A 26464-nucleotide genomic window follows, 5' to 3' on the forward strand; every position below is an offset into this window, starting at 1 on the left:
TTTGAGGGTGTACCAAACTAGACGGTGTAGCACCGCCTTGTAAATTATGGTACGCACCTCGGATCTCCACCAAATGCTTTCGTGGTTTACCCTCTCATGTCTCACAGGGTCTAACGCCCTCAGCAGTCCTTCGTACGACCTGTCGAAAGGGTGGAGGCCAGCTGAGCTTACGTACAGGGTCGATGCCCGAATGGAGAAAATGTCTGCCGGCTTCTCCGTGCTATACGTTTGTCAAATGCAGGTCACTCTTGTGCGATGTTTCCAGCGAACGAGTCGGTCGGTGATCCCCGTTTGATCAAGCAGCCTGGGATGTGAGCGCCCGATAGGCCGGCCCAAGAGCTCGGACGGGATCGTAATCCACATGCCGTGTACCCATCGTGTACAGAATGCGTATCAGTTTTCCACAGAGAGCAATGAGCGACTGTTTGGGCTTGAGCGGGTTATCCACACGAGTCTTGAAGTGCTGGTGTAGTAGCTTGAACTCTGAGTTCGTCGCCACCAGTTGAAACACGCCTCGGTAGAGCAGTGCCCGCAGCCGTGACCGGCCTCGTTTGCTGATGACAGTCTTGCCCTTGTGTATCCCGGAGCTGTCTTCCTTCAGGTTAAGCCCCGCCAGTTTGCGAATCTGGTGCCAGCTTGTGAACAACGACAGGTCTCCGACCTCGGCCAAGAATCCGGCAACTGTGGATAACCCGAGACCTGGTATCCGAAGCATTTGTTGAGCACCCGGAATCTTCACCAGCAGTTGAGCGATCTGAGCCTCAAGTTGGTCCAACTGCTGCCTAATCAGGTCATATTGACTCATCAGGAACTGCAGCTCCTGACGGGCCATGGTTACCCCTTGTCGCAGCCCAATGGAGCTCTGTGCAGTGTTCACAAGTTTCTTCGCCGCCTTCAGTCCAACGCCCCTTTTGATATCCGCCTCCCTCCACATGTGGACAATATCCTCTGGCGTCATTACAGAGATATCCACAGGTAGCCAAGCTTTACGCAACACAGCCAGCGCCGCCTTGCCATCCCACTCCTTGAACACTGTCGGTACAAACTCCGGGAAGAAGCGGTCTAGCCAATTTTGAATACGGCATTTGACTCGCTGCAGGTCCTCCATGAGGCGCTCCCGTTGGTTCATACCCCCCCGTAGTTCGGCATACACACCGAGTGGAATGATCGGCTCTGCGTACCGACCGTCCTTGATGAGGCGTGCAATCGTGAGTGCATCCTTCACGTCGTTCTTCGTCGGTGAGTTGTCATCCAACTCCTTGCTCTTCTTGACGTGCGACGGATTCACATGAACTACCGGGATGCCTCGTTCTCGCAAATGCTGAGCTAGCGTCATCCAATAGTGGCCCGTTGGCTCCATCCCCACCAACACATCGTCCTTGGCGTGAGAACGTTTCAGTGCTTCCAGCCACCGCTCTAGATTATCGAGTCCATCCCTGGTATTCTCGAAGGAGAGTGGCTTACCTAGCTCGATGCCTCGCCAATCAACGCTTCTTGCAACGTGCGTGTAGTTGGCGATGTCGATACCGACAACGAGCGTTCCCTCGGTGATGCGTTTAATCTTAGCGTTCACATTCCTTGCCATTGTTGCTTCACCCTCCTGTGTATTCGTGTTGGTCTCGGCAACTACCACGATACCAGGAGGTTTTTTAATCTATCAAACCTCAAATTGCTTCATTACAGGACTGCTTATGAAATGCCATGGCATAAAGTGCTGAACCTTTATCAACCTTCAGTTTATCGGCTCGGACATCTTCTATGACCTTTCTGATCCACTTTTCGGCTCTGGCTCTTGCGCTTTTTCCTTTCCAGTGCCGACGCCCAATCGCTCCGAACGCATAAACCATGGCAATAAAGTCGTCCGCCCGCTCTTTTACTTCGGATTCCTGTAGCGGAACGCCCGCCCAATGACATGCTATCCGGCATAAAATATTCTTTGCTTCATCAAAAAGTACAACCTTCTTGGCACCTTCCCATTTGCTGATAGAAGCCTGCCACTGCTCCCTAGCAAGCTCAGCCAACCGTTTTTGCTGTGGCGGAGTCATCAGCGACAGAAAAAGACGCTTGCGGAGAATATGCGCGTCACCATCTAAAGCCTGGACTCCGTTCTCGCCAAACAACGTTCTTTGTACCCGTTTTGGCACGGCATCCTTTCGTTGAAACCGTTCTGGATCGTAAAACAACTTCGCCGCTTCTTCGCCACTTATACAAATTACATTTTGCAGCATCAAACGTGCTTGAAATACATCAGATTGATATCGGTCAACCCTGTTTTTAATAAACAGATACCCCTCTTGTTTTAGAGCGAGACTGTTGTCGAGACTGTTATCATGAGGGACTTGTTCATTCATTAAACTTATCTTCTCCTCTTCTTCCCAATAGCGCTTTACAGTTCTCGGGGCTTCGAATTAAACAGTGAAAAAGGTCCGAAAACGGAGATCCCGGTTTCCCGGGTGCTTGTGTTCGACGATGCCCATAATACTTTGCCCATAACACTTCTCGTACATGCCGTGGTGTTGCCAGCCAACGTGGAACCATACTCATACTATACCTGTAAGCCTCCGGCTTTATCCGTGTAGTTCATGGCTGTCGATATCCCCTGAACAGCACAGAAATTTTTGTAAAGGAAAGGGTTGTGACTGTCCAAGCTAGGCTGTACTGAGATCATTGGCGAAACGAGTTAAAACGTACGGCGAAGCAACCAGTATCATATAATGCTTTGGTTGAGCTAGTGCCCCTTCAGGCAACCTTGATCTTCTTTTGTTCCCGTAGAAGGCTAGCGTTTCTCCTGTGCTTATTGCGCCAGCGAATATATGCCCGAATTGCGTCAGCAAGTGCCTTGTGGTCCTCATGGTTGCTGCCACTGAGCACAAACTTGCGCAACGGACCGAAATGACACTCAATCCGATTGAGCCACGATGCGTGTGTCGGTGTGTAGACCAATTCCACATTGTTCTCGACCGCCCAGTTTCGGACACGCTCATGCTTGTGCGGCGAAAAGTTGTCCAGGATGATGTACAGCCGCTCGGAACAGTGATAACGACGGCGCAGCACCTTGAGAAAACGCAGGATGTCTTGATGCTTTTTCGAGTCCGAGACATGCCCATACAATTTGTCGGATTTCAAGTCCAGTGCAGCCAGAAGGTGACGAACACCGTGCGTCCGATGGTAAGTTGCCGGTAACCGGTTGGGCTTACGTTTTACGAACCACCCTCGACCCGCAAATGGCTGGATCGACAGCGGTCCGAATTCGTCCAGATAGATCAATCGTCCGTCCTTGGGTGGATTGTTGTACAGCGACTGGATTCGTTTTTTTTACTCTCGAACTCTGGATCGTTTGATGCTTTCCAGGTCTTCGTGTGTTGATAGGTTATGTCCGCTTGACTCAAGATGACCCGGATGGTTTCGATACTAATCGAACGAACGATCCCTTTTTGTTCGACGGCCTGCTTGAGTTTGCTCAGCGACCACGTCGTAAACGGCAATCCCAGAACCTTAGGTGGCGTTTGTGCCAACTCGATGATGCCAGCACGCTCTTCGTCGGTGAACGTCCTGGGGCGTCCACCACCATAGCGGGGTTGAAGAGCCTCAAAGCCTTGCTCGTTAAATGCGTGAATCACATGGCGGACATGTTCTTCCGACAAGTGATAGAGTCGTGAGATTTCGGGGACCTTTATTCGTTGAGCAGAAGCCAGGACGACCAGTGCTCTACGCACGGAGACCGGATTGGACCCCTTACGGACAATACGAACCAATCTGTTACCCTCGGCAGGGCTCAATTCACGGACATACAGGCACATGAATATCACCACCGTTGGTGATATTCTCCATTCCACTGGTTAATCCTCCACTTTCCTCAAACTACGTTCCCTGAAGGGGCACTAGATGGATAAGTACCATAACCCACATCTGTTACGCATGTGGTCTGTGTACCTATTCTTTAACCATACAAGGGATGCATGGTGGAATTACAATTGCCCACTGAGATACTTACTTGCGTATGTTTCGTCCTTCTTAGGTGGGACTTTTCATCTCCAGTAACTCCATTCCAGGCTCCCTTATACGAACGGGGGGCAACACTAATGAATCGCCTACAGGACAGAATTGCAATCGTTACAGGAGTAAGCCGCCGTAAAGGAATTGGCACGGCTATCTGCAAGGCATTAGCATCGGAAGGAGCAAACATCTTTTTCACTGATTGGGTTCCGTTTGATGAAACCCAGGAGTATGGAGGAGATGAATCCTTTCCTGGTTTGTTTGAAAAAGAGCTATCGAAACTGGGCGTGAAATCCAGTCAATTGAGTATTAACCTGGCAGACCGGGATGCATATGAACGACTTCTTGACGCGGTAGAGGACTCTCTCGGAACGCCTGCGATCCTGGTGAATAATGCAGCTCATTGCCAAGAAGTGAGTTACCGTGAGATGACCAGTGAAATTCTCGACATGCACTATCCAGTCAACGTGCGCAGTACTTGCATGCTGTCTACCCATTTTGTTCAACGATATGGCACTTTCGGAGGAAGGATCATTAAATTAGTTTCTGGGCAGGAAAAAACGCCAACACCAGGTAACATTGCCTATGAAACTACAAAGGGTGCCATTTCTATCTTTACTCAATGTTTGGCGCGGGAAGTGGCATCTCTTGGCGTGACAGTCAATGCAGTTGATCCCGGCCCGACCGATTCCGGGTGGATGACAGACGAAATCAGAGATTTACTCCTTCCCAAGTTTCCAATGGGACGGATTGGGACACCCGAAGATGTTGCAAAATTGATCGCTTTCTTGGCGAGTGATGATGCGCAATGGATTACAGGACAGATCATTCACTCCGACGGAGGATTTTGGGATTAAGATTGAAGATGTGGTATGAAATGGACATTCGGTGTCATCCGTTGCCGGATGTCCATGTTCTATGTACGGCGAGGCTTCTTCAACTAACGGGAACGTTAGCGCAGTAAGTCAAGAACTTGAAGTTCTGCCGCCTTTTCCAGCGACCTTGAACATCTCCAAGAAGCGAAACCAGAACAAATTAGGGTCTGCTGAACGGGTCACGAGTTTACATGCAGAACGTCCATCATCTTCTCCAATTTCTCACAGGCCTCGTTCAGAAGCGACAGTGGTGTGGCATTCACACTCACCATGGGACCAGAGACGTGAACGATTTAAACAGAAAATTGAGTCGGCTCATCGTCCACCAAGTACATCTCGGTCAGTGAAGAAGCCGCCTTGCGAAAGCTCTCTAATTCGTAATGCCTTGCCAACTCCATAAACGATTGTCACGTTACGGAATATCCGCTACCGCTTTTAGGGAGAATGTAGGTGAGGTGTGGGGTATGTGGTTTTGGATTCTCCTTTTCATTTGGACGCTTATCCCCGTGTGGCGGCAATACTGGATCAACATGCATCGCATCCGAACCATCCGCTATCTGGAGAGGCGTCGTCAGACACGCGTGATTACGCTCATTCACCGGCAGGAGACAATCAGCTTCTTCGGTATCCCCCTGCGTAACTACATCTCTATCGAGGATTCCGAGCAGATCCTACGTGCAATCCGGTTGACCCCCGATTCAATGCCGATCGACCTCATCCTCCACACACCGGGCGGGTTAGTTCTAGCGTCAGAACAAATCGCTTATGCGCTCAGCCGCCATCCCGCCAAAGTAACCGTGTTCGTGCCGCACTACGCCATGTCAGGTGGAACCATGATTGCACTGTCGGCGGACGAGATCGTAGTCGACGAGAACGCGGTGCTCGGCCCGGTCGATCCGCAACTTGGCCAGTATCCAGCCGCCTCGCTCGTTGAGGTGGCGATGCAAAAGCCTCTGCAGGAAATCAAGGACGAGACCCTCGTGCTCATCGATATGGCTCGTAAAGCCCTGCGTCAAGTCGAGTCGTTTCTAATCGGCCTCCTTGAGGAAAAGATGGACGCAGAGCGTGCGCGAGAAGTGGCTCACGCACTGTCCTCCGGGCTGTGGACACACGATTACCCGATTACGATCGACAAGCTCCGCAACCTCGGCCTGCCTGTGCAGGTGAACTTACCGCGAGAGGTATACGAGCTCATGGAATTATACCCACAACCTGCACAGCGGCGGCCGAGCGTTCAGTATGTTCCGACCCCATACGACGGCAGGAACAATAATGACGACAGACGATTGTGGTGGAAGTAGTAATCACCTCGGTGACAACAAACGGGTTGAGACCGCAGATAAGGGCCGATTTTGAAGAGGTTGCTATGGCCGGCTACGCCTCGCGAATCCAGACCGTCATCTCGCCCGGTCCGCGGTTGGCCCAAGCGTAGTACGGGATGGCCCGGATGAGGGTCTCCTCGCGCGAGGGCGGCTCGTACGAATAGAGCGCCGCGCCGGCCGGCGCAGCCGATTTGTACCCGGTGCTCTCCAGCACGACCACCCCGCCCAGCAGGTCGGGCTCGTACTTGGCCGCAATCGCCGCCTCCCGCGGCAGCGTGAGGTCGCGCAGATTCGCCCCGTTGTCCGCCTCTTCCAGGCAGTACACGATGGGCCCGTATTGCAGCGCCACCTTGCCCGCGTCCTCGCGCAGCTCCGGGTGCGGATATATGCGCAACGGCTGCATCGGCAGGTCCAGCTCAATCACATCGCCGCACGCCCATGTGCGATTCAGGCGCGCGTACCCGTCTGCCGCGTCGGCCGGATCGACCGCCTCGCCGTTTACCCGTAGCGCCGGGGTAAGGCACCACCCAGGCAGACGCAGCGCCAGCGTGAACGCAGCCGGATCGTCTAGGTGGACGGTGAGACGGATCCGCCCCTGCCAGGGCAGCTGCGACTCCTGCACTAGCGTCACCTGCTTGCCGCCGGCCACCTCGACACTCACGCTCGATCCGATGTACAAATGCGCATAAATAGTCTCCTTGGCGGCGTCTGTGGTGTACACGTACTGCCCCAATGAGGCCAGGAGCCGGGCGATGTTGGGCGGGCAGCAGGCGCAGCCAAACCACCCCTGGCGCTCGTATTTGACGCTGTGCATGTCGGCCCGGTAGTCGCAGGCGGAAGGCCACACCTCCAGCGGATTCACGTAGAAGTAGCGGCGCCCGTCGAGCGACATCCCGGCGAGCACGCCGTTGAACAGCGCCCGCTCCATCACGTCCGCGTATTCGCGTCGAGGTTCAGCCTGAAGCATACGTTGGGCGAAAAACACCAGACCAATCGCCGCGCACGTCTCGGTGTAGGCGGTATCATTGGGCAGGTCGTAATCGGTGGTGAACGCCTCCCCATTGTCCGCGGATGATCCGATGCCTCCGGTGACATACATCTTCTTCTGCACGACGCTGTTCCAAAGCCGCCGACACGCGTCGAGCAACGACATGTCCCCGGTCTCCCGCGCCGCGTCGGCCACCGCCGTGTAGAAATACATCGCCCGCACTGCGTGGCCGATGGCCTCCGTCTGCTCGCGGACGGGCAGGTGCGACTGCGAATACTCAAACCCGAACCGGAATGGGGTCGTCTCCCCGCGCTTCTCCGCCTCGATTTGGAAATAGTGCGGCTGTCGCCCCCGCTCCTCGATGAAGTACAGGGCGAGGTCGAGATACGTCCTGTTGCCGGTCGCGCGGTAGAGCTTAATCAGCGCCAGCTCGATTTCCTCATGCCCCGGATAGCCCGGAATCTTCCCCGGCCCGTGGCCAAACACCCGGTTGATATAGTCGGCGAAGCGGCACGCGATGTCCAGCAGCTTGCGCTTGCCTGTGGCCTGGTAATACGCCACCGCCGCCTCTATCAGGTGGCCCGCACAGTACAGCTCGTGATCGTCGCGCAGATTGGTCCAGCGCTTGTCCGGCTTGGTCAGCGTGTAGTGCGTGTTCAAGTAGCCGTCCGGCTGCTGCGCCCGGGCCAGCAGATCAATGGCCTCGTCCGCCTTCCTTTCCAGCTCTTCGTCCCGTTCGTTCGCCAGCGTGTGGCCGACCGCCTCCAGCCATTTGTAGAGATCGCTGTCCTGGAACACCATGCCGTAATAGTCGCCGTCCGCCTCACCCGCGGCGATGCGGAAGTTTTCGATGGTGTGGCTCGGCTCCACGCCCGGCACCTGGTCGTTGAGCGCTTGCCACTGATAGGGGATGACCACGTCGCGGACAAGAGCCTGTTTGGGGGACCAGAACGGGTCTTGGATGCGGACGGAGAAGGAGCCGGTGGTTACACTTGCACTCATAGTTGCACCCTCCCTGTTTGGACATGCAATGAAATCAGCCTTTCACAGAGCCGCTCGTCATACCGGCCGTGATGTAGCGCTGCGATACTAAGAGTAGGAACGCCGCTGGAATGGAGGCCAAGACAGCGGCAGCCATCATTTCATTCCAAGACTGACTGTATTGGCTGATGTACGAATACAAGCTGACCGTAATGGGTTGGATAGCGTCTTGTGTCATCATGGTTACCGCGAACAGGAAGTCGCCCCAGCCAAACAAGAACGCAAACAGGCCCGCGGTGATCAACGCCGATTTACTAATGGGAAGGATGACACTTGCGAACGTGCGCACCTCCCCGGCACCATCCACCAGAGCGGCCTCAGAAATGTCTTTTGGTATGGACTCCATAAAAGCTCGTAGAATCAGGATATTGAAAGGTATGCAAAACGAACAGTCAGCCAATATCAAGCCTAGGTAGCTGTTCAACAAGCCTACCTTGTTGAACAAGATGAAAAGAGCGTTGGCGAGAGAAACACCGGGAATCATCTGAGAGATCAACAGAGCGACAATCAGCGCACCGACTCCACGCCAGCGAAAATGGGCAATCGCGTAGGCTGCTGGTGCTGCGACAAATAGAGACAAAAGAGTGGTGCCTCCAGCGACAATCAGGCTTGTCTGCAAGTGTGGCAATTGTTCTACAAAGACATGGGCGTAGGCCACGAACTCTGGTGTGGGCGGGAAGAAATAGGGGGGTTGATGGAATATTTGATCATTCGTCTCGAGCGACGAGATAATTGTCCAGTACAATGGAAACAGCATGACCGCTGTAACCAGGATGGCCACGATAGTTAGGTGAATCTTTCTCTTAATCAACTCAGTTCACCTCCGACTGGCGCGTGGCCCGCATATAGATAAAGCAGAAGATCAACGAAATCAGTATCATGATGTTGCCGACGGCTGCGCCTTGACCGAATTGCATATTCTGGAACGAGAGATCATAGGACCAGGTGGAAAGAATCTGCGACGCATTGGCAGGTCCGCCACCCGTCAGGACCATGATGACGTCAAAGACCTTCAGAGTGTAAATCAGCCCTAGCATCAACACGATGGCAATGACCGATTTCAGCGACGGTACGGTGATACTCCAAAATTGTTGCCATTTATTACAGCCATCAAGAGCGGCTGCCTCATAAAGCTCCTCCGGTATGTTTTGCAGCCCACTGTGAAACAGGACCATGTTAAACGGTATTCCGACCCATATGTTGGTTATTATCACCGATATCAAAGCCAGGTTTGGCGATACGAGCCAACCAAGCGGAGCGTGAATGATGTGCAGATGCAGCAAGACAGCGTTGAGCACGCCGTGATTTTGGTCAAATATCCATTTGAAAGCCGTCCCGGAAACAATCAGCGGCAGCAGCCAAGGAATTAACAGCAGTGTGCGCAACAGCTGACTTAAAGGAAACTTGCGGTTGAACAGCAACGCAAGCGCCATTCCGATAATCGCTTGAAACACAATAGATCCGACGACAAATTCAATCGTGTTGACCAACGTCTGGCCCATGGCAGGCATCCGAAATACGTCAATGTAGTTTTGGAGCCCAATAAAGGGCGCGTTTCCGTTAATGGAGGCTGCAGTGTAATTTCTGAAACTCATCACCAGATTGTAGATAATCGGCACAAGAAAAATGCCCAGCAAATAAATGAGGGTCGGGAGTAAGAACAAAAGCCGCATGCCGCTGTTCCTTTTCCATCTCTGTCTCTTGCTCTGACGCGAGACCGCTACCCCATTCATCGACGACACCCCACCATATCGCGATAAGGACATCCGGTCACCTTCTCCTGAATGCGGGATTGGTCAATGCCCCGGGATTGCTTGCTGCACAGTCCGCGGCCGCCCCCGGGGCCACCTAAAAAACTAGCCAAGAATGGATTTAATTTGCGATTCTGCCTGGTGGGCTGCTTGAGCCGGGGTCTGTTCACCCGTCAAGGCCTGCTGAATGGCCGTGGTCACGGCGTCAGTGACATTGGGCAGCTTGTCCCTCAACCCGCTCGTCAGAGCCCTTGACGATTCCAGCTGTTTGGCGAATACAGCATAGTCTTTATTCTTCTGTTGAAAATCAGTCAGTGCGGACTTTAGAGCCGGAATGTATCCCATCGCCTCATCGAACTTCTCCAGTGTGTCTTTCTGCTGCGTCCACTGCAGAAACGTCCAGGCTGCCTTCTGTTGCTCAGGAGTCGCACTTGAGGTAATGGTCCAGTCCTCTCCGCCAATGGGGCTGATGGGAGTCTGCCCAGCCTTAGGTGTCGGAAGCGGGACAACGCCATAGTCAATCTTCGTTTGTTTCAGCGGTGGCACTTCCCAAGGTCCCATCACCATCATGGCCGCACGTCCAGCAGCGAATTCGTTGTATACTTCATTTTGACTGAAATTCACGACCGACTTCGATGCACCGCCCGTCTTCACGAGATTGGTCCATAGTTCCAAAGCTTGAATGGCCTGTGGAGAATCAAAGTGCGTATAATTCCCGCCGTTGGTCCACAGGAACGGGGCAAACTGCCAAGTTGCCTGCTCGTCCTTCGGAGCAGAAAAAGCCAGCCCATAAGTTGACGAGGATTTCAGCTTTTTGGCGACATTCAAAAGCTCATCCCAGGTCTTTGGCGGCGATACATGCGCTTTCGCGAGAAGCGATTTATTGTAAAACAGGGCAAGATCATTGGTCCCAAGCGGCAACCCATAGATTTCCCCGTCATAAGTGACTGTTGACAGCGGTCCATCCAGGTATTGAGATGTGTCAACCTCGCCGAACCTGGAGAGGGGTGTTATGGCCCCGGCAGATACCATCGTCGGGATGTTCAGATTATCCGTAACCAAGATGGTCGGAAGTGTGTGAGTCGTGGCCTCTTGCAACGATTTCGGAAGCAGCTGCTCATAAGGGACCGGGGTCCGCTCAATCTTAATATTCGGGTGACTTTTCTCAAACTCCTTAATCAGGTTGTCCATCCCGCGCGAACTCTTGCTATCTGTGAAGTAATCCATTTCCGTGATTTTTACGACCTTCGCCGATCCAGACGAATTCGCCGAACTGTTTTCACCGGAACTGCCTCCGCCACAGCCGGCCAGGGCGACAGGGATGCTTACACCCAATAGAACGGCTGACAAACGATACATCTTGTGCATTGACACTTACCCCCATCCAATTCACATGGCATAATAACCCATTCACGAAATCGCTTTCTTATGCCCCATGCGCAACCAAGAAACTTGTGTCGGCAAGAGCTCGGAGAGACCGGGACAGTCTCCCTTCTTCCCACGCACCCACATAATTGGTTTGGTAATGAAAAGGTTTCACCCCCCACAGTTGTACGAACATCTCGAATCCGCTACAAGAAATTCCCTTGCTATGCCTCGTGTCGTGCGCTTACATTGATAATAGTGGACAGACGAACAATAGTCAATAATTTTGTACGGACAAATTTGTCCTATATTCCATTATGGTTCGTACATTGATAGGTCGAGCCCCGGGTATTCTGCCGCTTCCATAGAAACATCAGTTAATCCACCCTGCCTACTCCTCAATGATCCCCGCCCCGAAACAAAAAGTGGCCCACAGAGATTTGTGTTGAATCCCTGTGGGCCCCTGTATTCATATCAAGTGAGATCGCGTTGATCAACCTGCCGTTGGTTGCGACGCCAACCGAATCACGTTCCACGACGCCGGCTGCAGATTGGCGTGCAAGGTATCACCGTCGAGCGAAGTGCGGTTGACGGCAGTCGGCACCACGTTGTTCGGGTTGTCGCTCGTATTCTTCGCCTTCAGGTCGTCGTGGCGCAGTACCAGGTGCTCCACAACCCGATAGCCGGCGAAGCTGCCAAGCCGGCACTCAAGCGGGATTGATTCCGTGAGGTTGCGGTTAACCGCGAACAGCGTCACATCGCCCCCATCCTGATTCCACACCGCCACCGCGTCCACGTACGGCACATCGGTAAAGTCCTTGCTGTCGTACTTCGGGCTGTCCACCAACGTTTGCAGGACCGTTCCCCGCCCATACACCGATGCGTGCAAGTACGGGTAATAAATCGTCTGTTTCCACGCCGGCCCGCCGTTCTCCGTCATGATAGGCGCAATCACGTTCACCAGCTGCGCCAGACACGCCATCTTCACCCTGTCAGCGTGTTTGAGCAGCGTGATAAGCATAGCGCCGACCAGCAGCGCGTCCTCCATGGTGTAGATGTCCTCAAGCAATGGCGGCGCCACCGTCCACGGGGGAATCTGCTTATCCGCCTCGTTGGAGTGGAACCAGACGTTCCACTCGTCGAAAGAGAGATACATCGTCTTCTTGCTGCGCTTCTTCGCCTTGATGTAATCGCAGGCAGCCACCACCGTCTTGATGAATTCGTCCATGTCGAGCGACTGGGCGAGGAAGTTGGGCGTGTCCCCGTCGCGGTTGCCGTAGTAGGTGTGCATGGAGATGTACTCTACATGCTCGTAGGTGTGGTCGAGGACGATGCGCTCCCACTCCGGGAATGTGGCCATATGACGATTGGAGCTGCCGCAGGCGACCAGTTCAATGTCAGGGTCCACCCACTTCATCGCTTTTGCCGTCTCGGCCGCCAGGCGGCCATATTCATCCGCCGTCTTGTGGCCAATCTGCCATGGCCCATCCATCTCATTGCCCAGACACCACACCTTGATGTCGTGCGGATTTCGGTAGCCATGCGAGACGCGCAAGTCGCTCCAGTACGATCCGGACGGGTGATTACAATACTCCACCAGATTGCGGGCGGCGTCGATGCCACGCGTGCCGAGGTTGACAGCCATCATCACGTCGGCCCCGACCAGGCGGGCCCAGGCGACGAACTCGTTCGTACCGACCCGGTTGGATTCCGTCGAGCGCCAGGCGAGATCGAGACGGACTGGACGGTTTTCAACCGGCCCCACTCCATCCTCCCAATTGTACCCGGAAACAAAATTGCCACCCGGGTAGCGGACGATGGGGACCTGCAGTTCCCGCACCATATCGGCTACATCCTGGCGGAACCCTTGTTCGTTCGCCGTGGGATGCCCCGGCTCGTAAATGCCTCCATAAACGGCTCGGCCCAGGTGCTCAATGAAGGAACCGTAAATACGCGAATCCACGTCCGACAGGACATAGCGCGAATCGAGGGTAACCGTGGCTTTTCCTTTTGTCATGATGTCACCACTCCTGTGTTGATGATGTGTGGGGAACGATGTGATCTGTCGAACTGTCGTCGACCGACTTAGAATCGGATGTCAGTTAAAGCTTCACGCTCCCCTGTGTCAGGCCAGTGACAATTTGTCTGCGGAACAGGATGAACCCGATGATCATCGGTGCAATCGAGATCAGGGACCCCGTGATGATGAGTGGATACAATGGGACGGTCATGGCCGCCTCTGGAGTGTTGATCAGACTCATCAAGGATTCGATGCCGACTGGGAGCGGGTAGAGGTCCTGGTTGTTGAGCAAGACCAACGGCAGGAAAAAGTTGTTCCAGGTGCCTACCATGCTAATGAGAAACAACGTGACGAGCGCGGGGCGAATCACCGGAAACACGACGCTCCAGAACGTGCGCGCTGCAGAGGCACCGTCCACGCGGGCAGCGTCCAACAGGTCATTTGGAACAACATCTTGGATATAGATGCGGAGAAAGTACACACCAAACGGACTGGCAATCAAAGGGAAAATAACCCCTGTGTACGTATCCACCAGGTTGAACGCTTTCTCCACAATGAAGAGCGGGATGGCGGTGACCGTACCTGGAATCATCAGAGAGGCGATAACAAGCAAAAAGATGCCGTTTCGCCCCCGAAAGTCGTACTTGGCCAGAGCATACCCGGCCATCGACGAGACGATACAGGTCAGCACCGCCACCGCGACGGCGTAGATGGCGGAGTTAAGAAACCACATCCAATACACGCCGTGTTGATACGTCGTGAGCAAGCGCACATTTTCAAAGAAATGCAAGTGGCTCGGCAAGCTGAAGATGCCCGTGGACGAGAGTTCTTTCGCGTTCTTCGTCGACGCAATCAAAATCCAGATGATAGGTAACATGAAGTAAAACGCGAGTATAAATAAAATCAGCGTCACAACTGACTGTGTTGCCACCGTCTTTGCCCGAACCGCCCGATAATTCGCTTGGGGCAGAACTACTCCCGTACGCTCCCTCATCTGCGCGGTTGCGCTGCCCGTGTGCTGTGCCACTCGTATACCCCCCTCTCTTGACTGACTTACGCCGCCGGTGCGGCCGAGGCCCCCGCCCCTGCTGTTGGCGTGCGGCGCCGCCACAGGCGGTTCACTGTCAGTGCGATGACCGAGATCAGAATCGTGATCAGCGCGAGAAACACCGACAAGGTCGCGGCATACGGAAGGTTGGTCATCGAGAAGGCCATATTGTAGATGTAGATGTTTGGTGTAAAGTCTGGCGAGATCGGTGTTAGCGCCGTCAACAAGAACGGTTCATTGAAAAGTTGCATGGAACCGATAAAGCTGAGGATACAGGTCATCACGATGGTCGGTTTCAGCAATGGCAGTTTGATGAAACGAGCCAGTTGCCACTCGTCGCAACCGTCCAGTTTGGCGGCTTCATACAGCTCGGTCGAGACCCCGGTCAAGGAGGCGATGTACAGAATCATGTTGTATCCTGCCCATTCCCAGGTGGCGATGTTGACGATGGCGTAAAGCAGAAAGCCGCTGGAGAGCGGATTGAACTTGAGGTTGTGCAGCAGCGGGTTCATCGACTTGGAGTAGAGGAACCCCCACAGAATGGACGCAAACACGCCAGGCACCGCGTAAGGCAACAGGAACATCAGACGAAACAACGATTTGAACTTCGCCCACTTGGTATCAAGCAAGAGTGCCAACAGAAGGGCCAAAGCAATCATGATGACTCCCTGTACAACACCGTAAAAGAACACGCGGACGATAGACACCCAAAACTGATGGTCCTGTATGGCCGTAATGTAATTCTGGAAACCGACAAAGTAGAGCACTCCCATGCGACGGACAAAGAAACTGATGTACACCGCGTAAATCAGAGGGACCAACAGGAAGGCCACGAAAAGAAGCAGAAAGGGCGCCAGAAACGTCCACGGCTGCATGCGGTTCCGGATTGTTTGTGCTGCCATATCATTCCCACCCCGATGTGTAGAGACTTGCCCGGGGCAGGGCGACAGATCCCGCCCCGGGACAGCACAGCCTGATTAAGTGGTCACCTTGTAGCCCTGGGACTTGCCATAAGTGACAACTTTGTCCTGGACATTTTGCAGCGCCTGCTGGATGGACTCCTTGTTGGTGAACGCCTTACTCAACTCACTTGTCAACTGATTGAAAACGTAGGTTGACCAAGGGCTCCATTGGAATCCCGAGTAGACTTGCGACGAAGCCTTCGCGAACACCTCTTTGTTGGCCCGCTGGTTGTCCAACGCCGGATTGGGAGCGTTAAACTGATCCAGTTTGAATCCATCGGAGCTGGCCGGGAACAGCCCGCCGCCACCGGTCTTGGCCGGCGACACGTCATGCTTCAACTCTTCCTCCTGCGTGTTGATGAAAGTGGCGAAGATAGCCGCCGCCTCCTGGTTCTTGGACGCCTTTGTCACCGCTTGCACCGAGCCGCCGAAATCACCGTCGACATGTTGTCCAGCCTGCCACTGGGGAATGAACGCCACGTGCCACTTGTGCTGGCTCAGATTGTGATCCCATGGCACCAACGTCTCGCTGTCAAACCAAGCAGCTCCCACCGCCGTCGCATAAACACCGTTGTTGATGTTCTTCTCCCAGGAAGGGCCGGAGGCCGTGAAGTCCACCGCCCCGGCATCCACAAGGCTTTTCCAGTAGCTCAGGACCTTGGCGATCTTTGGATCGGTGAAGTTGACCTTCCAACTGTCCCCGTCACGCTGCACGGGGGAGACGCCAGCCTGCCAGAACAAGGACTGAATCCATTGCGCATCGTTGTTCAGAAAGTAGGTGAAGTAGGCCTTTGGATTCTGCTTATGGAAGGCAAGCGCCTCCTGCTTGTATTCCTCCCACGTGGTCGGCACCTTCAGGTGGTATTTGTCGAAAACACTCTTTTGATAGAACAAGCCAAGCGGCCCCGTGTCTTCCGGTACGCCGTAGATGCGCCCGTCGTATGTGACCTGGTTGAGCACCCACTGCGGGAACTTGTCTTTATAGTTCTTCACGTAGGGAGTAATGTCCGCCAATGCGTTGGAAGAAATGTATTGCGGCATCACATCGTATTCCAGCATGACCACATCCGGAACGCCGCTTCCCGATTGCAATACCGTGCTGAACTTCGTGTACTCGGTGGTTCCGGCGCCGGCATTGACCAATTTGACTTTGATGTTTGGGTAGTATTTCTCGAAAATCTTCACTTCCCCGGCGGCATTCGGAACCCAGCTCCACCACGTGATGGTGGCGTTCTTTTTAAACTCCGGGTAGCCCGTCTTCGGATCGATCTTTAACTTCTGTGTTGAGGATGAACCGGACCCGCCACCTTGGGCCGATCCGCAGCCGGCCACGGCCCCCATTGCCACCAATGCGGCGGAAGCGCCGAAGAGGATGTTTTTCAGCTTCATGCCGTGCTCCCCCTTTTCATTTAACCTGACGATTCTTTCTTCTGCAAAACCACAGAAACGTAATCGCTTCAAAAGGTACGAAACTATTCTCTTCATCTACCCCCTTAATTTGTACGAATCTATGCACCCATGAGCCTATTTCCGCCTTCCCTCCACGACCTTGCCGGCTCGACAAAACAGGGAAACCTCGCATGTTATCCGCTTACATTGATAATATCCGCAAGAGTCCAAAGTGTCAATCATTTTGTACGTACAAATTTTTGTGTCGATAGCGGTGGTTCGGACATTGGTGTGAAGAGGGCCCGGACAGAGCGGGAAACCATACATTTGTACGGATGTCTTAGCCTCCACGTAACTGTGGGGCCATGCCAACCCGCTCGCATCCGGGCCTGAAAGATCTCTTTTGGAGGGGACGCAAATTCAATTCGTGTCGTGGCTGGTTGGGGCGGAAAAGGCGGTTTCCACTTCGCGTGCCGATCGACGGACAATCAGTTCCGAGCCCAGAACATGGTCACGGTCATCTTTGCCACTCCCGAGTCCCCCTGGATTCTGTATGGCTTCCACCATGAACCGTGCCGCGGCAATTCCCATCTCTGTCTTGGGATGGGTCATCGTGGTCAGCGGAACTTCTCCGACACTGGCCAGGGGCGCGTCGTCAAAGCCAACGATAGACACGTCCTCGGGCACCCGGAGGCCATGCTGTCCGAGCGCGGTCACCAGTTCAAACGCCACCTCGTCGTTATAGCAAACCACGGCTTCCGGGCGCGTGTCCGGCGCGGCTGCAAAGATACGCTGTGCGAGCGCAGCGACAACTTCGTGCCGCGTTTCCGTCTCGTACATTGCAATAAAGCGCGATACGGGCAGTAAACCCTGCGCCTTCAGGGCCTTCAAAAAGCCGCGCATGCGGAATTTGCCTTGGACGTCATCCGATTTGAACAGCCCGCCGATGCGGGTATGCCCCAGTTCCATCAGGTGCTGGGTAATGGTCTGCGCAGCCCCCACATCGTCAATGCGGATCGTCGGCGTGCACAGTTCGAGATAGGAGGCGTGGAGCATGACCATCGGGATGTTGCGTTCGAGAATCTGCAGATACAAGTCGAGGTTCGGGTTGGCCACAGCGCTCTTCGTCGGTTCAACAATCAGCCCGTCCACATGCGTCTCCAAGATGCGCCGCAGGGCGTCCCGCTCGCGGGCAAAATCGTTAGACGTGCTGAACAACAGCACGGAGTAGCCGGCTTCACTCAGCACCGACTCAATGCCGCGGATGATGGAGGGAAAGATATAGTCGTTGATATACGTGGTCAGCACGCCCACCATCCGGGTGGGTACGGAGCTGCGCGAAGCGTGAGGTTGGGTGACGAAGGTGCCGCGGCCCTGCACGCGGCTGATCAGACCGGCCGACGCCAGCGACGAAATGGCCTGCCGAATTGTATGGCGGCTGACCCGGAATTCCTCGGCCAATTCAATCTCGGTGGGCAGTTGGTCGCCGGGCTGGAAACGCCCATCCTGAATCCATTCACGTATGGTGTCACTCACCTGCAGGTGCTTGGAAGTCTTTTTGTTCTCCACAAACTGCCCCTCCCTGGCCGTTCTCGCTGTCCTGGCGTTCTGGGTCAAGCCCTCCCCCACGCAAAATCCAGGACCAAAAATCAACTCCTAATTTTACCCCAACACCGCCTCCACTGCCCACGCCATGCGGTCTTGACCGGCCAAAAAGTCGAAGATGGTGTACCTGTCGCGCAGCTCCCATGCGTGCTCGAACGTCTCCTGCAGGATGGGGCGGTCAATCTCCAGCCGCGCGCCTGCGTCCGCCAGGCCCATCACCCCCAGCGCCCGCTCGACCTGCGCGAACCAGGAGAACTCGGGCTGCAAAGCGGCGAGAATGCTCTTGCGGCTCCACCCGCGCCAGTGGTCCTGGCGCGCGGCCAGACGCTCGGCCTTGCGCGCCTGGGCGGCCTCCACCGTCTCCGCCCCGTCGCCGTAAAACTCGCGCACCCACTCTCGCCAGGACATATCCAATGTGCGCGGCCGCGGCTGAACCAGCTCGTCAATCTGCGGGAGCAGCCGGTAAAACTTCATCATCCACGTGGTGGCGTACCCGACCTGGTGCCCGTGCGAGGCGTGCGCGCGCCGTCCCTTGTACGCGAGCAGGTCCCAGAAGTGGGAGAGGTGGTGCTCACTGCCGCTGCAGGGACGCGAGTTGCCGACCATCGCCATCGCCACCCCGGCGTTGACCAGGCCTAAAAACAGCTCCCGCACCGCCTCGGCGTCGCGGCTGCGCAGCCCTTCGGCCGCGTCGATGCACGCCTTGAGCGGCTTTTGCACCAATTCGTAGGCAGCCGCGCAGAGCGGTTCCTGGTACAGGGTGTGCGCCAGCTTCCAATCCAGCAAGGAGATGGTCTTGCCGACGAGATCGCCAAAACCAGCCTGAATCAGTTCCCACGGGGCTCTAGCGAGGACGGACGGATCGGCAAAAATCGCCCTCGCCGTGTGCGCCGGCAAGGTCGTCTTCAGGCCATCAAACTGCAGCGCCGCCACGCTGGACGCGTACCCGTCCATCGACGGGGCGGTGGCGACGACGACATAGGGGATGCTCTCCTTGAAACTGGCGTAGCGGGTGATGTCGTTGATGACGCCGCTGCCCACCGCCACCGCCACCTGCGCGCCCGTCTCGCGAATGCGCCGCCGCACCGCTTCAATCTGCGGCCGGTCGGGCAAAAGGTCATGCGTCTCCGGGAAGACGTGCGTATCTACTTTGTGGCCCGCCGCAGCCAGCGCGGATGCGGTTGCCCCGCCGAGAAGCGGGTGGGTGTTGGCGTCGCTGACAATCAGCCAGACCTCCGCATGCTGGGCGGCGGCGTAGGCCTTCAGGCGCTCCAGCATATCGGATCCGATGCAGACCTTTTCAATCGGCACGTGATGCGTTTGGCCGCACGCACAGGCGACCGACCGGCCTATCCAGGCTTGTGCCGTGAGCATGGCCAATCCCTCCTCAATGTGCTTGCCGCACCAAGGGCAACAACTGCGAAAACGAGTGGATGACGACATCGGCCTCGGCCAGCTCGTCAGGTTGATGAAAGCCGCCGTAGTCGCAGCCGACCACAAACAGGCCGTTGTGCTTGCCGGCTTCGACGTCGGATTGCCGATCACCCACCATCCAGGCCGAGGTCAGGCCCTGGCGCGACAGCAGCAGCCGCACCAATTCAACCTTGGAGGCGGTCTGGTATTCCCCGGCGCTGTAAGCCCCCGTGAACCAGCGGGCGATGCCGGTGGCTTCGAGGACTCCTTTCACGTACGCCTCCAGCCCGTTGCTGGCCACAAACAACTGGCAGCCCAGTTCCGCCAGCCCCTGCAGGGTGTCCGGGACGCCCGGGTACAGACGACCCTCGCCCTGCTGCAAGCCAGCGAGCTGGTGCTGGAGCAGAAGTTCGTCCGCCCGCCGGCGCGTGGCGGCGTCCGCCTCCGGCATCACGTTGTGCCAGATCTCGTCCAGGAGCAAACCGAGGCTGCCGAGGAACCGCTCCACTGGCGGCGTGGGCCCCCGCCACAGCCCTTCCCGGCGCAAATCGGCAAATGTCCGCTCATAAGCGGGCACAGACAGCGTCTCCGTCTGAAACAGCGTTCCATCCAAATCGAACAACAGGGCTTCGGGTCGAACTCTCGCTTGCAGGGCCAAGCCACCATCACGTCCTCACTTGTGTCGTCGGCAATGCCGCGGCATCGGGCAGCCGGGCGAAGATGCGCGGAAGGGCGCCTGTCGCCCGGACGGCCGAAGCCGCGAGTTCAGCGCTGGCCGTAATACGCGTTCTTCCCGTGTTTGCGCAGGTAGTGCTTGTCGAGCAGGCTTTGCTGCATCGGCGCCAGGTTGGGATTGAGGGCGAGCGAGTGGTAGGCTAGCTTCGCCACCTCTTCCAGCACCACCGCGTTGTGCACCGCGTCCGCGGCGTCCTTGCCCCAGCAGAAAGGCGCGTGGCTGCGGACCAACACGCCCGGCATCGAAAGCGGATTTGTCTCGCCCAGCGTCTCGACAATGACGCGCCCGGTTTCATATTCGTAGTCGCCGCCGATCTCGTCGTCCGTCAGCGCCCGCGTGCAGGGGATAGATCCGTAGTAATAATCGGCGTGGGTGGTGCCAAGCGCGGGAATCGGCTTGCCCGCCTGCGCCCACACGGTGCCCCACGGGGAGTGCGTGTGCACGATGCCGCCAATCGTCGGCAGCGACTTGTACAACAGAGCGTGCGTCGGTGTGTCGGAGGAGGGGCGCAAGTCCCCTTCCACCACCTCGCCGTCCAGGTTGCACACCACCATGTGCTCCGCTTTCAGTTCTTCGTACGGCACCCCGCTTGGCTTGATGACAAACAGGCCGCGTTCGCGGTCAACGCCGCTGACATTGCCCCACGTGAATTTTACCAGTTGATGCTTGGGCAGTTGAAGGTTGGCCTCCCACACGGCCTGCTTCAGTTCTTCCAGCACCCTCATCCACCTCCGTTGGGATTCGTCATGCTAGGAAACGGGGCGGGACCATCCCCCCGCCCCACAAAAACGCCTGCCTCCCGTAGCCCACCCGCTCTACACCAGCTTCCAGGCGGCATCGTCGAGACGCAGGCGCGTGCGCAGCTCCTGCGGGTTGGTGTGCTGGTCGATGGTGACGCACTCCACGCCGAGGATGTCCGCAAAGTCCTGCACCTGTTCCGCCGTGACTTCGTAGGAGAACACGGTGTGGTGCGCGCCGCCGGCGTAAATCCACGCCTCCGCCGCGGCGGACAAGGATGGCTCCGGCCGCCACAGCACGCGCGCAACCGGCAGCTTGGGCATGTCCTTGGGCACCGGCACCGCCTCCACCTCGTTCTGCACGATGCGGAAGCGGTGGCCCAGGTCAACCACGGACACCACCACCGCCCGGCCAGGACGTCCGTTGAACACAAGCCGGGCGGGATCGGCCTTGTGACCCATGAGCAGCGGGTGCACCTCCAGGCGCGGCTTGTCGGCCGCCACCGTCGGGCAGACCTCGAGCATGTGCGCGCCCAACAGCAGCTGGTTGCCCGGCTCCAGGTGGTAGGTGTAATCCTCCATGAAGGAGGTGCCCTTCAGGTCGGCCATCACCTTGAACACGCGCAGGAGCGCCGCTGTCTTCCAGTCGCCCTCGCCGCCGAAGCCATAGCCGTCGGCCATCAGCCGCTGCGCCGCCAGGCCCGGGAGCTGGGTCATGCCGTGCAGGTCCTCAAAGGTCGTGGTGAACGCCTCGTAGACGCCCTCGTCGAGGAAGCGGCGCAGCCCGAGCTCAATCTGCGCCTGCTCGCGCACGCGCTGCCACTTCTCGGCGTCGTCCGCCACCCAGGCCGGGATTTCGTACAGGTCCCGGTACTCACCGAGCAGCCTGTCCACCTCGGCGCCGCCGACCTGGTTGATGACGTCGACAAGGTCACCGATACCGTAGCCGTCCACGGTCCAGCCGAAGCGAATTTGCGCCTCCACCTTGTCGCCCTCGGTCACCGCCACGTCGCGCATGTTGTCACCAAAGCGCGCGACCTTCAGCCCCTGGCTCAAGCGGTGCGCGGCCGCCACGCGCATCCAGGCGGCGATGCGCGACTGCACCGCCTCGTCCGCGAAGTGGCCGACGACCACCTTGCGCGCCACCTTGAGCCGGGCGGCCATGAAGCCGTACTCGCGGTCCCCGTGCGCTGATTGGTTGAGGTTCATGAAGTCCATGTCTATCGATGGCCACGGGATGTCCCGATTGAACTGGGTGTGCAGGTGCAGAATCGGGCGCTGGCAGCTCATCAGCCCGGCAATCCACATCTTCGCCGGCGAGAACGTGTGCATCCAGGTGACGACGCCGGCGCAGGTCGGATCTCGGTTGGCCTCCAGGAACAGGGCGTGAATCGCCTCCGCCGTCGCGACCACCGGCTTTTGCACCAAGGCAAACGGCAGCCTGCCGCCGGCATTGAGGGCGCGCACCATCTCCGTCGTGTGCGCCTCGACCTGGCGCAGCGCCTCTTCTCCGTACAGGTGCTGGCTGCCCGTGACAAACCAAAACTGCAAGGTCGGTTTCCGCATGTTTTCTCCTCCTGTTGTCCAGCGCAAGGTCATTTCGCCGCCGTCAGACGGATGGATTTGAGCTCGTGCATGAGGCGGACGTTGTCCTGCCCAAACCAGCCGTACAGCTCTTTGTACAGGCCGTAGAGCCGATTGTACGCCGCGTGAGCCGCCGGATTGGGTTCATACCGGCGCGCCACCGGGGCGGCGAGGGCGTCGCTCGCCTGCTCAATTGTGTCAAACCCGCCCTTGGCCGATCCGGCCGCCACCGCGCCGAACAGGGCTGCGCCGCGCGCCGGTACCTCGCGCGAATCGCGCACGATGACCGGAAGCCCCATCACGTCGGCGTAGATCTGCATCAACAGCGGACTCTTGTGGGCGAGGCCGCCACAGGCCACCAGTTCGTGAAAAGGGATGCCGTGGGCGCCGAAGTTCTCGACGATGCGCCGCGTGCCAAAGGCGGTGGACTCGAGCAGCGCCCGGTACACCTCCGCCGGCGTCGTCGCCAGCGTATAGCCGACGATGACCCCGCTCAGGTTGGCGTCAGAGAGGATGCTGCGGTTGCCGTTCCACCAGTCCAGCGCAATCAGCCCGTTCTCGCCGATGGCGAGCCGCGCCGCCTGCGCCTCCAGGTGCTCATAGATGGAGACCGCTGCCTGTTCGGCCGCCGCCTGTTCACGCGGGGGCACCTGGTGCTTGACGAACCACTCAAACATGTCGCCCACAGCCGCCTGGCCGGCCTCGTAGCCATAGCGTCCGGGCAGTACCCCGTCCTTGACGACGCCGGTGATGCCGGGCAGGCGCACCTCCTCGTCGGTCACCGTCAGGTGGCAGATGGAGGTCCCCATCACCATCACAAACGATCCGGGCGCCTTCACGCCGACGGGCGGTACCGAGACCATGGCGTCGACGTTGCCCACCGCCACCGCCGCCTGTTCGGAAAGACCCAGCTTGGCCGCCACATCGGGCCGGACGTGGCCCGCGCAGGTGCCGAGCGGGTAGAACTCGTGCCCCAGTTTGGCAAACGGATCGACAAAATCGGGATTGAGCGCGGTGAAGAAATCGAGCGGCGGAAAGCCTTCGTCGGGCGACCACATCGCCTTGTAACCGGCGGTGCAGCTGTTGCGCCGCAAGTGCCCGGTCAGGTGCCAGACAATCCAGTCGGTCGCCTCAACGAAGGCGGCGCAGGCGTCGTATACAGATCGATCCTGCTCAAACACTTCCAGCAGCTTCGGAAAGTACCATTCGGATGAAACGCGGCCGCCGTAGCGGGACAGAAACGACTCCCCGCGCGCCTGGGCCAACTCATTGATGCGATCCGCAATCGGCTGGGCGGCGTGGTGCTTCCACAGCTTCGGCCAGGCGTGCGGGCGCTGGCGCCACTCCGGCAGCAGGCACAGCGGGGTGCCGTCGTCCGCCACCGGCAGGACGGTGCAAGAAGTGAAATCGATGCCCACCCCGACCACGTCGCGGCCGGAGACGCCGGCTTGCGTCAGGACGTCGGGAACGCCCTGGTAGAGGACGTCGAGATAATCCTGCGGGTGCTGCAGCGCCCAGTCGGGCGCCAGCGCGATATCGGTGCCCGGCAGCGCGTCGTCTATCACGCCGTGCCGGTAAGGCACGACCGAGACGGCTTCTTCCCTGGCCGTCGCGAGGTTGAGCAGCAGCACGCGCCCGGACTGGGTACCGTAATCAATGCCAATCGCGTATGGCAACGTGGGTTCACCTACCAATTCTACTGGGAAATCGCACGTCTTGAAGAGACAAAAAGCGCACCACAGCGAGGTTCCCAGGCCCCTCGAGGCCGAGGAAAGGGAAAGCGGATTCCCATGCGGCGATTTGTCCGTACAATAAGGCCTAGATGCCCGCCAAGACTGCGTACATCTACCTTGTATTTTCAATCTATCAGGGTTGGATGTCAACATATTTGTACGTACATTTTTGGGTCCAGTCACCCTGCGGGCCCACCCTTGGTCAGGTGAGCCCGCCATGCTAGTTTATGCCGTTGTAGGGGTCATCCATGCGCGGTCGGGCGCCTTACGGCTGCCTGGGAGCGTGTGACTGAACGGGAACGGCGGACGGTTGGAACAAGACCTCCTCCTGCGCCTTGCGGATGACCAGCTGTTCATCCCCCGGCATCAAGCGCATCCCCTTGCGCAGGACGTAGCGCAGCCAAGATCCGGCCATCCAGGAGGTCAACAGCGCCAGCATCACCAGGATGGCGAAAAAGTCCTGGTTGATGATGCCGAACGAGAACGCCACCGACGAGAGCACAATCCCGGGGCCGCCGCGGGCGTTCATGGCGGCCGCAAAGTTGAGGCTCGTCAGTTTGTCCGTTTTGACCACCCGGCAGGTGAGGTACACGACCACGCTCTGCACGATGGTCGCGAAGATGAGGTAGAGGATAAAGAAGCCGACGCTGAAGTGTTTGGCCAGGTTCAGCTGCAGCCCAACGATGGCGAAGTAGAGCGGGATGAAGAGGGCAAACGCAATTCCGTTGATGCCCGCCTCCAGGCGCTGGTGGAGGGATTCGGGCAGGGCGAACTTGGTCGCGATGCCGGCCAGTAGCGCGCCGTACATGACGTCCACCTTCAGATAGCCGGCGATGTCCGCCAAGGCGAACAAGATGACCAAAAAGTAGCCCAAAAACGAGGCCCGAAACAGGAAGTTCGCGCGCTTGGAGGTGATGCGGCGCAAGCCCCAGGGCACCAGGGCGATGCAGACAACCAAGAAGGCGAAGGTGACGACCAGGCTGCGCGAGACCGTCCAGGCGTCGATATGGCCGCCCGGAGAGGACACCATGCCGGAGGCGATGGCCAACGCCACCCACAGGATGAGGTCGTGCACCCCGGCAATCGCGACGACGATTTTCGCAAAGCGGGAGTGCATGATGCCCAAATCGGAGAAGATTTTCGCAATGACCGGGATGGAAGTCACAGCGATGGAGATGGCGACAACAATCTTCAGCGCCACGATGTTGTGCGCAGCCCCGAGAAACTGGGCTGGGTTGAACAGGTAGGTCGACAGCCAACCGACCGCGAACGGGATGATGGTGGACCCGATGATGATGGCGATACCGAGCTTCAGGTCCGCCTTGGCGAACCGAGACTGGAACTTCAGCCCCGCCGTGTACAGCAAGAGGATCATCCCGAATTGATACAACAGCCCGAACAGGTCGCTCTCGGACGAAAACCCGAGGTACAGCCAGTGAAACGCTTGCGGGAACAAGGCGCCAAAACAGGTGGGCCCGAGCAGCAGCCCTCCGGTCACTTCCCCGATGACGCGCGGAATGGCCAACCGCTCCGCCACATAGCCGAGCACGTTGGCGGCTGCCAGCAGCGCGACTAAGGCGAACAAAAAGCGCACCAAGTCGGCCGATGCTAAACTGAACATCCGTCTCCCTCCACATTCGGATTCGCGCCTGGCCAGGCAAACGTGAGATAGCGTATGCGGAGGGAGGGAGCCTTTACAAGGCAAGCGTCCACCGCGGACAAACAGCCGCAGGCCTCGGACACCAGTTTCCGCGCCTGCCTGAGGGCCCGGTATGTCGACAAAACAGGCTCCCGCGGGGGCGCGTCGCGCTGCCGCAGGAGCCATCATCCTTTGCGAGGAGGTTGTGGTGAGCTCCATCACCAATGGAATTGGTTATGCCTCATCATAGAGCGGGGAGG

20 protein-coding genes, 1 pseudogene and 1 riboswitch are annotated in these 26464 nt (G+C 57.4%); of the genes and pseudogenes, 2 read left to right on the plus strand and 19 right to left on the minus strand.

Annotated elements, in window-relative coordinates:
• Positions 1-295 precede the first annotated feature (295 nt).
• The 4 genes and pseudogenes from ASH01S_RS14060 to ASH01S_RS14075 form a co-directional block, all read right to left on the minus strand.
• Positions 296-1585: an IS110 family RNA-guided transposase gene (locus ASH01S_RS14060; protein ID WP_067929083.1), complete on the minus strand. Its 1290-nt coding sequence runs from the start codon at positions 1583-1585 to the stop codon at positions 296-298.
• A 100-nt stretch (positions 1586-1685) separates the two neighbouring features.
• Positions 1686-2351: pseudogene (locus ASH01S_RS14065) on the minus strand (cytochrome P450 family protein); the annotation flags it as partial.
• Positions 2352-2739: 388 nt separating this feature from the next.
• Positions 2740-3267, minus strand: coding sequence for an IS630 family transposase (locus ASH01S_RS14070; RefSeq protein WP_067929085.1), 528 nt, complete (start codon positions 3265-3267; stop codon positions 2740-2742).
• On the minus strand, positions 3264-3836 hold the full coding sequence (locus ASH01S_RS14075; RefSeq protein ID WP_067929086.1) for a helix-turn-helix domain-containing protein: 573 nt from the start codon (positions 3834-3836) through the stop codon (positions 3264-3266). The genes ASH01S_RS14070 and ASH01S_RS14075 overlap by 4 nt, the downstream gene beginning before the upstream one ends.
• Positions 3837-4082: 246 nt before the next feature.
• Between ASH01S_RS14075 and ASH01S_RS14080 the strand changes: the two genes are divergently transcribed.
• Together ASH01S_RS14080 and ASH01S_RS14085 are read left to right on the plus strand one after the other, a co-directional pair.
• Entirely contained in the window at positions 4083-4853 is a 771-nt protein-coding gene (locus tag ASH01S_RS14080) for an SDR family oxidoreductase (protein ID WP_067929087.1), read from the plus strand.
• A gap of 398 nt (positions 4854-5251) precedes the next feature.
• Positions 5252-6172, plus strand: coding sequence for an SDH family Clp fold serine proteinase (locus ASH01S_RS14085; RefSeq protein ID WP_083517197.1), 921 nt, complete (start codon positions 5252-5254; stop codon positions 6170-6172).
• A 73-nt stretch (positions 6173-6245) separates the two neighbouring features.
• On the opposite strand, the gene ASH01S_RS14090 is transcribed toward ASH01S_RS14085, so the two are convergent.
• From ASH01S_RS14090 to ASH01S_RS14160, 15 genes are all read right to left on the minus strand, one after another.
• The gene (locus tag ASH01S_RS14090; protein ID WP_067929089.1) at positions 6246-8183 is read right to left on the minus strand and encodes a glycoside hydrolase family 127 protein; all 1938 of its coding nucleotides are present in this window, start codon (positions 8181-8183) and stop codon (positions 6246-6248) included.
• A gap of 34 nt (positions 8184-8217) precedes the next feature.
• Positions 8218-9033 (minus strand): carbohydrate ABC transporter permease, encoded by an 816-nt coding sequence (locus ASH01S_RS14095; protein WP_067929090.1) that lies wholly within the window; start codon positions 9031-9033, stop codon positions 8218-8220.
• Between the two features lies 1 nt (position 9034).
• Positions 9035-9955 carry a carbohydrate ABC transporter permease gene (locus tag ASH01S_RS14100; protein ID WP_245629090.1) on the minus strand — a complete coding sequence of 307 codons (921 nt, stop codon included), beginning with the start codon at positions 9953-9955 and terminating at the stop codon, positions 9035-9037.
• Positions 9956-10078: 123 nt separating this feature from the next.
• Complete coding sequence (locus tag ASH01S_RS14105; protein WP_217996335.1) at positions 10079-11164, minus strand: ABC transporter substrate-binding protein; 1086 nt, start codon at positions 11162-11164, stop codon at positions 10079-10081.
• 667 nt (positions 11165-11831) lie between these two features.
• Positions 11832-13355: an arabinosylfuranosidase ArfA gene (gene arfA, locus ASH01S_RS14110; RefSeq protein ID WP_067929093.1), complete on the minus strand. Its 1524-nt coding sequence runs from the start codon at positions 13353-13355 to the stop codon at positions 11832-11834.
• 85 nt (positions 13356-13440) lie between these two features.
• Complete coding sequence (locus ASH01S_RS14115; protein WP_245629091.1) at positions 13441-14385, minus strand: carbohydrate ABC transporter permease; 945 nt, start codon at positions 14383-14385, stop codon at positions 13441-13443.
• Between the two features lie 26 nt (positions 14386-14411).
• Positions 14412-15308, minus strand: coding sequence for a carbohydrate ABC transporter permease (locus tag ASH01S_RS14120; RefSeq protein ID WP_067929094.1), 897 nt, complete (start codon positions 15306-15308; stop codon positions 14412-14414).
• Between the two features lie 75 nt (positions 15309-15383).
• Complete coding sequence (locus ASH01S_RS14125) at positions 15384-16757, minus strand: ABC transporter substrate-binding protein (protein ID WP_067929095.1); 1374 nt, start codon at positions 16755-16757, stop codon at positions 15384-15386.
• Positions 16758-17177: 420 nt separating this feature from the next.
• Entirely contained in the window at positions 17178-18326 is a 1149-nt protein-coding gene (locus tag ASH01S_RS14130) for a GntR family transcriptional regulator (protein WP_067929096.1), read from the minus strand.
• Positions 18327-18419: 93 nt separating this feature from the next.
• Positions 18420-19736 carry a sn-glycerol-1-phosphate dehydrogenase gene (locus ASH01S_RS14135; protein ID WP_067929097.1) on the minus strand — a complete coding sequence of 439 codons (1317 nt, stop codon included), beginning with the start codon at positions 19734-19736 and terminating at the stop codon, positions 18420-18422.
• 13 nt (positions 19737-19749) lie between these two features.
• Positions 19750-20427 carry an HAD family hydrolase gene (locus tag ASH01S_RS14140; protein WP_067929111.1) on the minus strand — a complete coding sequence of 226 codons (678 nt, stop codon included), beginning with the start codon at positions 20425-20427 and terminating at the stop codon, positions 19750-19752.
• 113 nt (positions 20428-20540) lie between these two features.
• Entirely contained in the window at positions 20541-21230 is a 690-nt protein-coding gene (araD, locus tag ASH01S_RS14145) for an L-ribulose-5-phosphate 4-epimerase (RefSeq protein WP_067929098.1), read from the minus strand.
• Between the two features lie 96 nt (positions 21231-21326).
• Entirely contained in the window at positions 21327-22814 is a 1488-nt protein-coding gene (gene araA / locus ASH01S_RS14150; RefSeq protein ID WP_067929099.1) for an L-arabinose isomerase, read from the minus strand.
• A gap of 29 nt (positions 22815-22843) precedes the next feature.
• A complete protein-coding gene (locus ASH01S_RS14155; RefSeq protein ID WP_067929100.1) occupies positions 22844-24508 on the minus strand; it encodes a ribulokinase in 1665 nt (554 codons plus the stop codon).
• A 322-nt stretch (positions 24509-24830) separates the two neighbouring features.
• Entirely contained in the window at positions 24831-26186 is a 1356-nt protein-coding gene (locus ASH01S_RS14160) for a cation:proton antiporter (protein ID WP_067929101.1), read from the minus strand.
• 187 nt (positions 26187-26373) lie between these two features.
• A riboswitch (Fluoride riboswitch) is annotated at positions 26374-26436 on the minus strand.
• Between the last annotated feature and the right edge of the window lie 28 nt (positions 26437-26464).

The sequence above is a fragment of the Alicyclobacillus shizuokensis NBRC 103103 genome (assembly GCF_001552255.1).
Lineage (GTDB): Bacteria > Bacillota > Bacilli > Alicyclobacillales > Alicyclobacillaceae > Alicyclobacillus_G > Alicyclobacillus_G shizuokensis.